The 14434-nt window shown below is 59.0% G+C and carries 15 protein-coding genes and 1 pseudogene; 8 read left to right on the plus strand and 8 right to left on the minus strand.

Annotation, left to right across the window (positions count from 1 at the left end; genetic code table 11):
* Positions 1-164 precede the first annotated feature (164 nt).
* The 3 genes from CKW26_RS26995 to CKW26_RS27005 all read left to right on the plus strand — a co-directional run bounded on the left by CKW26_RS26995 (position 165) and on the right by CKW26_RS27005 (position 1230).
* Positions 165-524: a hypothetical protein gene (locus CKW26_RS26995; protein ID WP_007917357.1), complete on the plus strand. Its 360-nt coding sequence runs from the start codon at positions 165-167 to the stop codon at positions 522-524.
* Positions 525-754: 230 nt separating this feature from the next.
* Complete coding sequence (locus CKW26_RS27000; protein ID WP_016984641.1) at positions 755-949, plus strand: hypothetical protein; 195 nt, start codon at positions 755-757, stop codon at positions 947-949.
* A 98-nt stretch (positions 950-1047) separates the two neighbouring features.
* Positions 1048-1230, plus strand: coding sequence for a hypothetical protein (locus tag CKW26_RS27005; RefSeq protein ID WP_095050832.1), 183 nt, complete (start codon positions 1048-1050; stop codon positions 1228-1230).
* Here the strand turns inward: CKW26_RS27005 and CKW26_RS27010 are convergent.
* Positions 1227-2288: an AI-2E family transporter gene (locus CKW26_RS27010; RefSeq protein WP_093434002.1), complete on the minus strand. Its 1062-nt coding sequence runs from the start codon at positions 2286-2288 to the stop codon at positions 1227-1229. The two genes, CKW26_RS27005 and CKW26_RS27010, sit on opposite strands and share 4 nt — an antisense overlap.
* A gap of 225 nt (positions 2289-2513) precedes the next feature.
* Between CKW26_RS27010 and yegQ the strand changes: the two genes are divergently transcribed.
* Complete coding sequence (gene yegQ / locus CKW26_RS27015) at positions 2514-3845, plus strand: tRNA 5-hydroxyuridine modification protein YegQ (protein ID WP_095050833.1); 1332 nt, start codon at positions 2514-2516, stop codon at positions 3843-3845.
* 217 nt (positions 3846-4062) lie between these two features.
* Here the strand turns inward: yegQ and CKW26_RS27020 are convergent, their stop codons facing one another.
* Together CKW26_RS27020 and CKW26_RS27025 are read right to left on the minus strand one after the other, a co-directional pair.
* Positions 4063-4296 (minus strand): hypothetical protein, encoded by a 234-nt coding sequence (locus CKW26_RS27020; protein ID WP_095050834.1) that lies wholly within the window; start codon positions 4294-4296, stop codon positions 4063-4065.
* Positions 4297-4388: 92 nt separating this feature from the next.
* Complete coding sequence (locus CKW26_RS27025; RefSeq protein ID WP_093433993.1) at positions 4389-5102, minus strand: FadR/GntR family transcriptional regulator; 714 nt, start codon at positions 5100-5102, stop codon at positions 4389-4391.
* Between the two features lie 345 nt (positions 5103-5447).
* On the opposite strand from CKW26_RS27025, the gene CKW26_RS27030 reads away from it, so the two are divergent.
* Both CKW26_RS27030 and gudD read left to right on the plus strand, forming a co-directional pair.
* Positions 5448-6794 (plus strand): MFS transporter, encoded by a 1347-nt coding sequence (locus CKW26_RS27030; RefSeq protein ID WP_095050835.1) that lies wholly within the window; start codon positions 5448-5450, stop codon positions 6792-6794.
* 40 nt (positions 6795-6834) lie between these two features.
* Entirely contained in the window at positions 6835-8178 is a 1344-nt protein-coding gene (gudD, locus tag CKW26_RS27035; RefSeq protein WP_095050836.1) for a glucarate dehydratase, read from the plus strand.
* Between the two features lie 128 nt (positions 8179-8306).
* On the opposite strand, the gene CKW26_RS27040 is transcribed toward gudD, so the two are convergent.
* Positions 8307-9179, minus strand: a complete 873-nt coding sequence (locus CKW26_RS27040; RefSeq protein ID WP_095050837.1) for a LysR family transcriptional regulator — start codon at positions 9177-9179, stop codon at positions 8307-8309.
* A 160-nt stretch (positions 9180-9339) separates the two neighbouring features.
* Between CKW26_RS27040 and ampC the strand changes: the two genes are divergently transcribed.
* A complete protein-coding gene (gene ampC, locus CKW26_RS27045; RefSeq protein WP_095050838.1) occupies positions 9340-10506 on the plus strand; it encodes a class C beta-lactamase in 1167 nt (388 codons plus the stop codon).
* Positions 10507-10652: 146 nt separating this feature from the next.
* Here the strand turns inward: ampC and CKW26_RS27050 are convergent, their stop codons facing one another.
* Positions 10653-11216 carry a DUF4174 domain-containing protein gene (locus tag CKW26_RS27050; RefSeq protein ID WP_095050839.1) on the minus strand — a complete coding sequence of 188 codons (564 nt, stop codon included), beginning with the start codon at positions 11214-11216 and terminating at the stop codon, positions 10653-10655.
* A 208-nt stretch (positions 11217-11424) separates the two neighbouring features.
* Between CKW26_RS27050 and CKW26_RS27055 the strand changes: the two genes are divergently transcribed.
* On the plus strand, positions 11425-11889 hold the full coding sequence (locus tag CKW26_RS27055) for a GNAT family N-acetyltransferase (RefSeq protein ID WP_095050840.1): 465 nt from the start codon (positions 11425-11427) through the stop codon (positions 11887-11889).
* Between the two features lie 111 nt (positions 11890-12000).
* Here the strand turns inward: CKW26_RS27055 and CKW26_RS27060 are convergent, their stop codons facing one another.
* The 3 genes and pseudogenes from CKW26_RS27060 to CKW26_RS27070 all read right to left on the minus strand — a co-directional run.
* A complete protein-coding gene (locus CKW26_RS27060) occupies positions 12001-12786 on the minus strand; it encodes a sulfite exporter TauE/SafE family protein (RefSeq protein ID WP_034154648.1) in 786 nt (261 codons plus the stop codon).
* Positions 12787-13018: 232 nt separating this feature from the next.
* The gene (locus tag CKW26_RS27065; RefSeq protein ID WP_095050841.1) at positions 13019-14233 is read right to left on the minus strand and encodes an MFS transporter; all 1215 of its coding nucleotides are present in this window, start codon (positions 14231-14233) and stop codon (positions 13019-13021) included.
* A 104-nt stretch (positions 14234-14337) separates the two neighbouring features.
* Positions 14338-14434 (minus strand): annotated as a pseudogene (locus tag CKW26_RS27070) (IS110 family transposase); the annotation flags it as partial.

Raw genomic sequence — 14434 nt, forward strand, 5'->3', positions numbered from 1 at the left:
CGGGACCATCAAGCGTCACGGTAAAGAAGCCGGTACAGACCTTACACAAAATTTACCCAGCGGCTGTGCTGATTTTCAGAATTTCGCTGTCTTAGAAGTATCCCCGCGACAACTGTGGGCCTGGTGCAGGCCCTGCCGCCGGGTCGAAGAACCGAGGATTTATCATGATTCGTAAACTCCCCATTCTGGCCTTGTTGATTGGCGCACTTGCTGTCACAGGTCAGGCAGAAGCCGGTGGTGGCCACGGCTGGCAAGGCCCTGCGGTGTTTGGCGCGATCGTCGGCTCGGCCATCATCGGCTCGGCGCTGATCAACCAGGATCGGCCGGTATATGTGCAGCAACAGCCAGTTTATGTGCAGCCGCAACCGGTCTACGTGCAGCAGCCGCCACCACCGGTCTACTACCAGCCAGCACCGGTGTATGTGCAGCAGCCGGTGTACATTCAACAGGCCCCCGTCTATTACGGCCCGCCTCGCGGTTATTACGGTCGGCCACATGGCTACTATGGCGGTCCACGCTGGTAACCAAAAAACAAAGCCCTGCTTTTACAGCGGGGCTTTTTTATGACCGTTGGTCGGCCAGCGTCTGAAAAAATCTCGCCAAGGTCGCTGTGAGGACAGTTTCACCGGCTAAAGTCGGCATGATTGTTTGACCGTTGTGTACTTTTCCATAAAACGGTCACTTATTTGTCATGACGGAACCGCAATCTGAATCCGTCCGTAAACAACAGGTTGATAACAACAAGGACGACTGTATGCCAACACAAAACCCGCACCGCATCGTCGGCCTGTGCACCTCCAGCAAGGTGTACAGCGCGCTGACCGAGCTCAAGCACCTGGAAGGCCATCGTTGCGCCAAGTTCCTTTCGCTGCTGGCGGAAAACCTCGTGCACAAAGGTTTGCTCAACGAGCGCGAAGTCATGCACATGCTTGATCAAGTGGTCGACTGAAGCCTCAACGGCATCAATGACCACTATCGAAAGCGTTGATTGTCCGTAGAACCGGCGAATCTCTAAGGTAGCTCCATTGATAGATGGAGGTACTCGTCATGGCTCAGGTTCAAATCATGTCCGTTATCGGCAGCGCCGTCCCCGCTTCGCTCAGGGCCACGGGCCTGCTCGCCTGCTGGTATCTGATGCGTGACGGCGAAGCGATCAGCGGCCCGCTGACTTCCTTGCCTGCTGCGCAGGCACTGTCGCAGAAGATCGTCAGCGCGCCGTTTCACGCTTAAGGCAGTTGCACTTTGGGCTTGGTCTCGGCGAACAGCGCCCAGCTCGACATGAACAATGCCGCGATCAGCGGCCCGATCACAAAGCCGTTGAGACCGAAGACTGCCAGGCCGCCAAGGGTCGAGATCAGAATCATGTAGTCGGGCATTTTGGTGTCCTTGCCCACCAGAATCGGCCGCAGCACGTTGTCCACCAAACCGATCACGAAGACCCCGAACAAGCCCAACACCACGCCCTGCCAGATCATCCCGCTGAGCAGGAAATACACCGCCACCGGCGCCCAGACAATCCCCGCGCCGACCGCTGGCAGCAACGACAAAAACCCCATCAACACTGCCCACAGCAGCGCGCTGGGGATGTCGAGAAACCAGAAAATCGCCCCGCCCAATGCGCCCTGCGTCACCGCGACCACCAGATTGCCCTTCACCGTCGCGCGTACCACGCGGTTGAATTTCAACTGCAAGCGCCGCTTGTGGCCTTCCTCCAGTGGCACGGCGGTGCGCACCTTGCGCGCCAGTTCGGCGCCGTCACGCAGAAAGAAAAACAGCAGATACAGCATGATGAAAAAACTCACCACGAATTCGAATGTGCCCTGGCCAAAACTGAACGCCTGACTGGCCAGCACCTGGCTGCCCTGCATCGCCGATTTGACGATTTTCTCGCGCAGGCCATTGAGCTCGCCCATGCCGAAACGGTCGAGCAAATGCTGAAAGTATGGCGGCAGGCTGTGCTTGAATTGCGCCAGATACGCAGCGATGTCCAGTTCGCCGCTTTCGATGTTCTTGTAGACCGCCGCGCCTTCCTGCACCAGCAGCACACTGAGGATGATCACCGGCAGAATCGCGATCACCAGGCAGACCGACAAGGTACACAGGGACGTCAGGTTGCGCTGCCAGCCGAATTTCGCCTGCAGCCGGCGTTGCATCGGCGCAAACACAATGCCGAGAATCACCGCCCAGAACACCGCGCCGTAGAACGGCAAGAGGATCCAGATAAACGCCACCGTGACCAGCAACAGCAGCACGGTGAGGGATTTGAATTGAAGGCTTTTTTCGTTCATGTCCGATCCATGTCAGTCAGGCGTCATGCACGCCCCGATGCTTAGTCAACCGCGACCTGCACGAGTGCCATCTTTATTCATGGAGCATAGTTGCGGATCAGCGTTAGCCGCTTATCGAGCTCGTTCACCCACAACAAAACGCGCTCAGTGCAAAGCGTAGATCCAGATCAATAAGCCGCGCCCGAATCCGCCTTACCCTGCCGCGCTTTTGCGACCGACACCGCCATGATCCCTACCCTCGCCGCCCCCGAACTGCTCGCCCCCGCTGGCACCCTGAAAAACATGCGTTACGCCTTCGCTTACGGCGCCGATGCGGTCTACGCCGGCCAGCCGCGTTACAGTCTGCGGGTGCGCAACAACGAGTTCGATCACGCCAATCTGGCGCTGGGGATTCGTGAAGCGCAGGCGCAAGGCAAACGCTTTTACGTGGTGGTCAACATCGCCCCGCACAACGCCAAGTTGAAGACCTTCCTCAAGGATCTGGCACCGGTCATCGACATGGCCCCCGACGCACTGATCATGTCCGACCCGGGATTGATCATGCTCGTGCGACGACATTTCCCGCAGATGCCGATTCACCTGTCGGTGCAGGCCAATACGGTGAACTGGGCGAGCGTCGAGTTCTGGCAGCAGATGGGTTTGAGCCGGATCATCCTGTCGCGAGAATTGTCGCTGGAGGAAATCGGCGAAATCCGTGAGCAGGTGCCGGGCATGGAACTGGAAGTGTTCGTCCACGGCGCGCTGTGCATGGCCTATTCCGGGCGCTGTCTGTTGTCGGGTTACATGAATAAGCGCGATGCCAATCAGGGCACCTGCACCAATGCTTGCCGCTGGAAATACTCAGCGCAAGAGGCCACCGAAAACCAGCTCGGCGAGATCGTCCAGACCTTCCAGCCAGAGCCAACGCTGGGGCTGGGCACGCCCACCGATCAGGTGTTCCTGCTGCAGGAAGCCAATCGCCCCGATGAATTGATGCCAGCGTTCGAGGACGAACACGGCACCTACATCATGAACGCCAAGGACCTGCGCGCGGTGCAGCACGTCGAGCGCCTGACGCGCATGGGCGTGCATTCCCTGAAAATCGAAGGCCGGACCAAATCGCACTTCTATTGCGCGCGCACCACCCAGGTGTATCGCCGCGCGATTGATGATGCGTTGGCCGGGCGTGAATTTGATCGCAGCCTGATGACGGATCTGGAATCACTCGCACAGCGTGGCTACACCGAAGGATTTCTGCGTCGGCATGTGCATGACGAGTACCAGAATTATCAACACGGCAGTTCGGTGTCGGAGCGTCAGCAGTTCGTTGGCGAGTTGACCGGCGAGCGGCGTGGGCGGTTGGCAGAGGTCAAGGTGAAGAACCGCTTTGCCTTGGGTGATCATCTGGAGTTGATGACGCCGAAGGGCAATTTCCATTTTGATCTGCATGAGTTGCAGAACGCTAAAGAAGAAGCGATCGAGGTGGCACCGGGGGATGCGCACACGGTGTATCTGCCGATTCCGGATGCGGTGGATTTGCGGTTTGGGTTGTTGATGCGGGATCTGCGTGATGCCTGAGAAGCCCCTCACCCTAGCCCTCTCCCAGAGGGAGAGGGGACTGATTGGGGGAGATTGGAGAAGTTCACCGACCTGAAATTACGTCGGTGAATCCATAACCGACACTTAATCAAGAACATTGGACTTGGCCGAATCCATAATCGACTCGATCGTTCAGCTTGGCTGAATCCATAATCGCTCGCGATGAGGCCAGCAAACTCAACATAAAAACCAAGTCTCAGCGCCGATCATCCGACAACGGCGTCGGCTCATCCGCCGGCGGCACCCCCTCATCGTCCGCTCCCGGATCTTTCCAATCATCCGGCCGGTCGGCGTCACTCAATGGATCGCGCCCCGGGGGCATTCCCATCGGTGAGTCGTGATCAGCCAGTGTCGGTTCATCGGTACCGGGCAGCGGCCGGGTCGAATCGTTGGGCAGCACGCCACCCTGAAACAGCAAATCGTTAGCCATGACGCACCTCACTCAGGAGGTCCGGAATATCCGGGCCGTTCAACTTGGAATCAGCCCTTTGCACGGCGTGCTATCGAACAGACCAACGGCCATCAACCCCGCGCGGAAAACCGGTCGCGGCTGTTGGTCAGATGCAGCCACATGGCCGCGCGCGCGGCGTCCGCATCCTGACGCTTGATCGCATTCAGAATCGCCTCGTGCTCCAGATGAGCCAGTTGCCCAAGTTTGCTCAGATCCGCTGCACCGCGCTCGGCGGCGTTGAGCCGGTGACGCGGAATCATCGCGCTGCCCAGGTGCTGCATGATCTCGCTGAAGCAAACATTGCCGGTGGCCTCGGCAATCAGCAGATGAAAGCGCCGATCCGCTTCGACGCAACTGTCGTTGTTGTCGAGCAGCCGCTGATAGTCATCCAGCGCCTGGCGCATCTGCAGCACTTGCGCCTCCGTGCGCCGCTGCGCCGCCAGCGCCGCCGCTTGGGTTTCCAGGCCCAGACGCAGTTCGAGAATGCTGCGCACACCGAGCGCCGTGTCGACATTCAGGCGTAAGCCCTGCTCCGCAACACGCTCGATGACAAAGGTGCCGATGCCGTGGCGCGTCTCCACCAGGCCGGAGGCCTGCAACTTGGAAATCGCCTCGCGCACCACCGTGCGGCTGACACCGTGTTCCTGAACGATGGAATTCTCTGACGGCAGCTTGTCGCCGGGCGACAGTTGGCCGAGCAGGATGCTTTGCGTGAGCTTCTCCACCAGGTCATGGGCGAGGTTGTGCGCACGTTTACGGGCGGGAGCGTCGAGGTCTTCTTGCATGATCGGTTCCGGTGATCGGGGCTTGTGGATCGTAGCATCCTGCGGGGATGACGAAATTGAGTCTAGCGGTTCAACTTGTATGACAACACTCAAATAAACGGAAATACCTTCAAACACTCCTGACAAACAGAACCGTGTCTCCCTAAGGGTGACGCGATGTTCTACGCCTTAAAAAACCCAGCAAACATTGATCATTAACGCAAAAAAGCATAAAAAACCGGCATCCCAGAGAAAAATAATCGGCCAACCCTACTTGTAGGACAAAATTTCTCAGTTGTATGATGTCTAGCAACAACGCAGCACCTGCCCTACCCCGCATAAAAATAATCAGTGGGAGAAAACCAAGTGAAAACCTCCGTCTCCGGGATGAACGAGGGCGTCGATTCGACACTCGCGTCCGCCATCTCGAAAGTGAAACGCCACGTCCTGCCGCTTTTCGTGATCATGTTCATCGTCAATTACATTGACCGAGTGAACATCGGTTTCGTCCGCACTCACATGGAACATGACCTCGGTATTGGTGCCGCCGCTTATGGCTTCGGCGCCGGTCTGTTCTTCATCGGTTACGCGCTGTTCGAAGTCCCCTCCAACATGCTGCTGCAGAAAGTCGGCGCACGCATCTGGCTGACCCGCATCATGTTTACCTGGGGTCTGGTCGCCGCCGGTATGGCGTTCATCCAGAACGAAACCCACTTCTATGTACTGCGCTTTTTGCTCGGCGTGGCCGAGGCAGGGTTCTTTCCCGGGGTGATCTACTACTTCACCCGCTGGCTGCCCGGCGCCGAACGCGGCAAGGCGATTGCGATCTTCCTCAGCGGCTCCGCCGTGGCCTCGTTGATCTCCGGCCCGTTGTCCGGTCTGCTCCTGCAAATCAACGGGCTGGGCATGCACGGCTGGCAATGGATGTACTTCATTGAAGGGATGTTCTCGGTGGGACTATGCGTGTTCGTCTGGTTCTGGCTCGACGCCAAACCCCACGACGCGAAATGGCTGACCCGCGCCGAACAGGATGCATTGGTCAACGCCATCGATGCTGAACAGAAGGCCCGCGAAACCGCGACGCCAATCCGGCCATCGATGGGCAAGCTGCTCAAGGACCGCCAGATCATTCTGTTCTGCCTGATCTACTTCTTCATTCAACTGACGATCTACGCGGCAACCTTCTGGCTGCCAAGCATCATCAAGAAAATGGGCGAGATGAGCGACTTCCAGGTCGGCCTGTTCAACTCGATTCCGTGGTTGCTGTCGATCATCGGCATGTACGCTTTCGCCTCGTTCTCGGCCAAGTGGAAACACCAACAGGCGTGGGTCGCCACCGCCCTGTTGATCGCCGCTGCGGGGATGTTCATGTCCACCACCGGCGGGCCAATCTTCGCTTTCGTCGCGATCTGTTTTGCCGCGCTGGGTTTCAAATCCGCTTCGTCGCTGTTCTGGCCGATTCCGCAGGCGTATCTGGATGCACGCATCGCGGCGGCGGTGATCGCGTTGATCAACTCGGTCGGCAACCTCGGCGGCTTCGTCGCGCCGACCACTTTCGGCCTGCTCGAAGAACACACCGGCTCGATTCAGGGCGGCCTCTATGGCCTGGCCGCGACCTCGATCATTGCCGCGATCATCGTCTTCTTCGCGCGCACCACGCCGAAACCTGCGGCTGACATTGCCGTCGCCGATGCCGTGCCAAAGCACGCCTGACGTCCATTTTTAAAGATTGCGAATAAGAAGGATAAAAACCATGACCGCACACGACACCGCCAAAGCCCCGATCATCACCGACATGCAAGTCATCCCGGTGGCCGGCCACGACGGCATGCTGCTCAATCTGAGCGGCGCTCACGGGCCGTTTTTCACCCGCAATATCGTCATCCTCAAGGACAACGCCGGCCACACCGGCGTCGGAGAAGTGCCCGGCGGCGAGCGTATTCGCCAGACCCTGGAAGACGCGCGCAGCCTGGTGGTCGGCAGCCCGATCGGCACGTATCAGAAGATCCTCAATCAAGTGCGCCAGACCTTCGCCGACCGCGATGCTGGCGGTCGTGGTCTGCAGACTTTTGACCTGCGCATCACCATCCACGCAGTGACGGGCCTCGAAGCCGCGCTGCTCGATCTGCTCGGTCAGCATCTCGATGTACCGGTGGCGGCGCTGCTCGGCGAAGGTCAGCAACGTGATGAAGTGAAGATGCTCGGTTATCTGTTTTACGTTGGCGATCAGCGCGAAACCGACCTCGCCTATCGCAGCGAACCGGACGCCGACAATGACTGGTTCCGCGTGCGTCACGAGAAGGCCATGAGCGCCGAAGCCGTGGTGCGCCTCGCCGAAGCTGCCCACGCGAAGTACGGTTTCAAGGACTTCAAGCTCAAGGGCGGCGTGCTCAGTGGCGATGCGGAAATTGAAGCGGTGACGGCGCTGGCCGAACGTTTTCCTGATGCGCGGATTACCCTCGATCCGAACGGCGCTTGGTCACTGAAAGAAGCCATTCGCTTGTGCCGCGATCAGCATCAAGTGCTCGCCTATGCCGAAGACCCGTGCGGTGCGGAAAACGGTTATTCCGGTCGAGAGGTTATGGCCGAGTTTCGTCGTGCCACGGGGCTGAAAACCGCCACTAACATGATCGCCACTGACTGGCGTGAAATGGGTCATGCGATCCAGTTGCAGTCGGTAGACATTCCGCTGGCTGACCCGCATTTCTGGACGATGCAAGGTTCGGTGCGCGTGGCGCAGATGTGCCATGAATGGGGGCTGACCTGGGGCTCGCACTCCAACAACCACTTCGACATCTCGCTGGCGATGTTCACCCATGTCGCCGCTGCGGCGCCGGGCGAGATCACCGCGATCGACACCCACTGGATCTGGCAGGACGGCCAGCGGTTGACCAAGGCGCCGCTGCAAATCATCGATGGTCTGGTGCAGGTGCCGAAAAAACCGGGTCTGGGAGTCGAGCTGGATATGGATCAGGTGGCCAAGGCTCATGAACTGTATAAAGGCATGGGCCTCGGCGCACGCGATGACAGCGTGGCGATGCAGTTTCTGATTCCGGGGTGGAAGTTCGATAACAAGCGGCCGTGTCTGGTGCGCTGAACCTGATCTCCAATCCACCACGGTCCCTGTAGGAGTGAGCCTGCTCGCGATAGCGGTGTGTCAGTTGATATCAATGTTGACTGAGACACCGCTATCGCGAGCAGGCTCACTCCTACAAGGGTTTTGCATTAACCAGAGATTTGCAGAAGCCAGGTTTTGAACGCTGTCATGGCCGCCGTTTCAGGCCGCGACTGCAACCGCGTCAACCAGTAACTCCCCGTCGTAATCTCAATCGCAAACGGCTGACAAATCGCCTCCGCCGCCAGTTGCCGGGCGAACATCAGCGGCGGCGCCAATGCCACCCCACCGCCCTGCAAAGCCGCCTCCATCATCGCCAGCGACGAGTCGAAAACGATGCTTTGCGGCGGTGCCGCTTGAGTCGCCAACCCGGCAGCCTGAAACCACTCCGGCCATTCATCCGTACGATAGGAACGCAGCAGCGTCTGCTGCAGCAAGTCCCCCGGCGAATGCAATTGCCGAGCGATTTCCGGCACGCACAACACCGACAGCGGTGCCTCAAGCAACCGCGTCGCTTCGATACCATGCCACGCCCCGGCGCCAAAGCGGATCGCGTAATCCAGCCCTTCTGCCGCCACATCCACGCGATTGTTGTTCGTCGACAGCCGCAAATCTATGAGCGGATGTTTCGCGCGGAAGTCCGCCAGCCGCGGCAACAGCCAACCCACGGCAAACGTACCGACCGCGCCGACGGTCAGCATTTCGCGGTACTGTCCACCGGCGAGACGTTCGAGAATCTGCGCGATGTGATCGAACGAGGTGCTCAACACCGGTAGCAAGGTTTCGCCTTCACTGGTCAGCATCAGCCCACGGGGCAGGCGTTTGAACAGCGTGACGTTGAGTTGCGCTTCCAGGCTTTTGACCTGATGGCTGACCGCAGCCTGGGTGACGCACAGCTCCACGGCCGCGCGAGTGAAACTCAAATGACGCGCGGACGCTTCAAAGGCACGCAGTGCGTTGAGCGGCAATTGCGGTCGAATCATGCCCAGTCCCAAATTTTTCTAATGGCTCGTGCGAGTTTTCGTCGTTTGTCGATTGGTACCGCGCTGACTAAATTGGCGGCGCTGATCAGTCGCCCAACACAGAAATCGCCCGCAGTGTAGCGGGATAACGTCATCAACACTCATGGAGAGTGGTTCATTCATGTCATCCATTCAATCGAGCAAAGTCATTTCCTGCGCCGCTTTCGGTCTGCTCTTCGGCACCAGTGCCTGCTTCGCCGCCGTGCCCGACGATGCGCAACTGTCAGCGCTGGTCAACGCAGCGGTGACGCCGGTGATGCAGCAACAGAACGTTCCCGGCCTCACCGTAGCGCTGACCATCAACGGCAAGGCGCATTACTTTAACTACGGCGTCGCCAGCAAAGACACCGGACAAAAAGTCAGCGAAAACACCTTGTTCGAAATCGGCTCGGTGAGCAAAACCTTCACCGCCACCCTCGCCGGTTACGCCCTGGCGACCGGTAAACTCGACCTGTCGACCAAGGCCAGCCAGCTCTGGCCTGATCTGAAAGGCAGCACCTTCGACAACATCAGCGTGCTGCAACTGGGCACCTACAGCGCCGGCGGCTTGCCACTGCAATTTCCGGACAACGCGGATTCGCCTGACAAGATGCTCGGCTATTTCCAACAGTGGAAACCGGTATATCCCGCCGGCAGCCATCGCCAGTACTCCAATCCGAGTCTGGGCCTGTTCGGTTATCTGGCCGCTCAAAGCCTCGGCCAACCGTTTGACCAAGCAATGACGCAAACCCTGCTGCCGAAACTCGGTTTGCAGCACACCTACCTCAGCGTGCCGGCCGCGCAAATGGACCTGTATGCCCAGGGCTATGACAAAAACGGCAAACCGGTGCGCGTCACGCCCGGTGCGCTGGATTCGCAGGCCTACGGGGTGAAAACCAGCGCGGTGGACATGCTGCGTTACGTGCAGGCCAACCTGAAACCTGAAACGCTGGAAGCGGTACTGCAAAAAACCATCGCCAATACCCACACCGGTTATTACACGGTTGGCGACATGACCCAAGGCCTGGGTTGGGAAATGTACCGCTACCCGATCAGTCTCGAGCGTTTGCTCGCCGGCAACTCGACGGAAATGGCCATGGAGGCGCACAAGGTGCAGTGGCTGAATCCGCCGCAACCGCAACCGGAAGATGTGTTGATAAACAAGACCGGCTCGACGGGTGGCTTTGGCACGTATGTAGCGTTTGTGCCGAGCAAGAACGTTGGCATCGTGATCATGGCGAACAAGAACTTCCCGATTCCTGAGCGGGTGAAGATCGCCCATAAGATTCTCAGTGCTGTTGCTGACTGAAAATCAAAAGATCGCAGCCTGCGGCAGCTCCTACATTGACCGAGTAAAAACCCGATCCTGTAGGAGCTGCCGCAGGCTGCGATCTTTTCGCGGACAAAAAATGGGCGACCTGCTGAGGTCGCCCTTTTTTTAATCAGGCCATGCCATCAATCATCCGGCATTTCCGGCGGCTTAGACGGTTTTGCAGGCTTGGTCGGCTTTGCGCCTTTCGTACCTTTGGCCGGTTCAGGCTCGGCAGCAACTGGCGCCTGAGCCGCAGCGGCCGCTTCCTTCTCAGCCATTGGCATGGCATCAATGGTGTCAAAGATCTTCTTCAAATCCACCGACTTCGATTCGTCCCCGGAGCTTTCCAGTTTCTTCTCGCCATCTTTGCCCACCAAAATCACTTTGGGCAACGCGCCGGCGCCAAGTTTCAATGCGCGGATCAGCGCCATGGTGTCTTGCTGGCCCATGTCCTTGCCGTCGAGCTGGCCGGACATGTTGAGGATGGTGTAGACCTTGATGTTGCGGTCGGCTACGCCTTTTTTGTTCGCGGGGTCTTCCAGCGACTTTTTCAGGCTTACCCACACGGGGTCGACCGTGCTTTGTGCGATCACGATCAGCGGTCGGGCGCGGCCCATGTCCCCGGCGATGGGCGAATCGTTGTCAGCGGCGAACAAGGGGCCGGCAATCGCCAGCAAGAGTGTCAGGGTCAATGACCTGATGAGCATGCGCATCTCCTTTTGATATCCACGCTCTAATGATTGCGCATCGTGGCGATTGTTCCGGGACAACCCGGCAAATATCTTCCGCCTAGTCAGAAGCTTAGGACAGGCGCGACATTGCGCAACATATCCGAGGTGATCGCAACGCGGATTTGATTACCTTTTATGACCGCATTAGGGTGGTAGTTCTGCCCATGAAATGGAGTTCACCCGCATGCACATCGATTACCTGTGCGATCACCCCGAATTGATCGAAGAACTGGCCACGCTCAACTTCAAGGAGTGGGGCGAGTTTCGCCCCGGGCAAACCGTCGAACACCGCATCGAACACATGCGCGAATCCTGCGGCAAAGGCGCAGTGCCCAGCGTGGTGGTGGCGCTTGAAGGTTCACGTTTGCTGGGCGGCGCGCTGCTGATCGAAAGCGATCTGAAGCTGCGCCCGAACCTGACGCCATGGCTGGCGGGGGTTTATGTGAAGGCTGAGGAGCGCGGTCGCGGGATTGCTTCGCAACTGGTCGATCGAGTGGTTGCAGAAGCGGCGGCGCTAGGCGTGCCCGAGTTGTATCTGTACACCGACACGTCGCAGTCGCTGTATGCGCGACTGGGTTGGGAAGTGGTTGAAGAGCTGGTCTACGACGATTTGCCGGTGACGGTGATGAAATACGCCACCCGCCAGTAAGAACACCCGTAGGAGCTGCCGAAGGCTGCGATCTTTTGATCTTTAAAAACAACATCAAGAGATCGCAGCCTGCGGCAGCTCCTACATGAGACCGTATTTGGCGGGGCCAGATCAGAACGCCAGTTTGTAGCCGATCAGCACCAGCATCGTCGCCAGGCACGGGCGCAGCACTTCATCGGAGATGCGTCCGGTCAGGTGGCTGCCGAGCCAGATGCCTGGCAGAGAACCCACCAGCAAAAAGCCCAGCACGCCCCAATCCATGTTGCCCATGCTCGCGTGGCCGAGGCCTGCAACCAGGGTCAGCGGCACGGCGTGGGCGATTTCGGTGCCGACCAGACGCCGGGTCGGCAGCAGCGGATAGAGGATGAACAGCGCGACAGTGCCGAGGGCGCCGGCACCGATCGAGGTCAGGGCGACCATGGTGCCGAGGATCAGACCGGTGATCACAGTCATCACGTTCAGGCGCGAACCGCTCGGGTTGTAGTTGCCGCCGGCGCGTTTGTGGGCGAAGTCGAGCAAGCGTTTCTTGAAGAAGATCGCCAGCGCCGTGGCGAACAGGACGAAGCCCAATGCCTGTTTGATGATGGCGTTCATCGCGTCCGGCGCGGTGTGCAGGGTGCTGAGGAACCACAAGGTCATAGCCACCGCCGGCACGCTGCCGAGGGTCAGCCAACCGGTGATGGCCCAGTCGATGTTCTTGTTTTTGCGATGGACGAGTACGCCACTGGATTTGGTAATGGCGGCGTACAGCAGGTCAGTGCCCACCGCCGTTGCCGGGTTGATGCCGAACCACAGCAGGATCGGCGTCATCAACGAACCACCGCCGACACCGGTCATGCCGACAATAAAACCCACCACCAGCCCGGCAATCACCAGGCCGAAATTTGCCAATTCCATTAAACCGTCCAGAAAAACGACAGGAAAAATCTGGCCCGCAGCATAGCGATTTTTCTTATAACCACATATATCGATGCGGTCTATCGTTATGCCATATCGAACTCACCAACCCATATCACTGTGGGAGCGAGCCTGCTCGCGAATACGGTGGGTCATCCGACACATTTATCGACTGACACAACGTCTTCGCGAGCAGGCTCGCTCCCACAGGTGTTATGGGGTGGCTGATAGGTCAGTGCACCCTTCGGCCCGGTTTGAAGCTGTGGTTTTTGTTGATCCACACCGTGGCCAATGCGATGAGGGACAGAATCAGCAGCGCCCACGGAAACGACATTGCCCCCGCCCGATCCAGCAACAACCCGCCAAACAAGCCGCCGCCGGCAATCGCTACGTTCCAGGACGTGGTGAGCATGGCTTGCACCACATCGACATGTTCACCGGCCGAGTCCGCCGCCGAGGTCAGCAGCAACGTGGCCGAGCCACCAAACGACAGGCCCCACACTGCCATGCAGGCATACATGATCAGCGGTGACGGCGCTGCCACTGCCAACACCAGCGCGGTCAACGCAAACACCGCAAGGCTGATCAACGTCAGCCAGCGCAACCAGCGATCCACCAGCATGCCGATGATCCAGATCCCCACCAGCGAACACAGGCCAAATACCAGCAGCACCAAATCGACCCGATCGGCGAGCCCGGCCTGCATCAGAAACGGTGCAATGTAGGTGTAGAGAATGTTGTGCCCGAGCATCCACGTCAGCACCACAAACAACACGGGCCGCACGCCCGGCAGGCGCATCGATTCGAGCAGCGGCAGACGCTCGTCACTGGCCTGCCCCGGACGATCCGGCACGGCGATCACGATCCACGCGGCCAGCACCAGAGCCAGCGCCGACATGATCCCGAACGACGCACGCCAGCCGATCAGATTGCCCAGCCACGTCCCCGCCGGCGTGCCCAGTGACAGCGCCACCGGGGTGCCAAGCATGGCAATCGCCAGTGCTCGACCCTGTTGATGCACCGGCACAATGCCGCGCGCATACCCGGCCATGATCCCCCACGACAACCCCGCCGCCATCCCGGCGAGAAAGCGCGAGGCGAGGGTCAAACCGTAATGGCTGGAGAACGTGGTGACGGTGTTGAACAACAGAAACCCGCCGACCGTCATCAATAACACCCGCCGTCGCGGCCAGCCGCGTGTGGCGACGGTCAGCGGAATCGCCGCGACAATCGAACCCAGTGCATACAGCGTCACCAGTTGCCCGGCGAGTACTTCACTGACGTTGAGCCCGGCACCGATTTGCGGCAGCAGCCCGGCGGGCAGGGTCTCGGTGAGAATGGCGATGAACCCGGTCATGGCGAACGCCAGCAACGCGGCATAGGGTAGTTTGTCCGCACGGGCGGTGCGGTCGACGCGGCTGAAATCGGCGCTTGCAGGGTCGGTCATGACGGGAGCGGCTCCATTTTGATCAATAGCGGCGTCGGATTGTATACAAAAAATAGGCGCACCATTTGATCAATGTGGGAGATTCTATGGTTGAGGGGAAGCCCTCAACTGACTTTTGTCTGGTATTCGCTTTGCCCTTTCAGCAAGGCGAATACCACCCGAGCAAGTTTGCGAGCCAGCATCACCAACGCCTGCGTGGTG

It is taken from the genome of Pseudomonas sp. Irchel s3h9, from assembly GCF_900187475.1.
Classification (GTDB): Bacteria; Pseudomonadota; Gammaproteobacteria; order Pseudomonadales; family Pseudomonadaceae; genus Aquipseudomonas; species Aquipseudomonas neuropathica.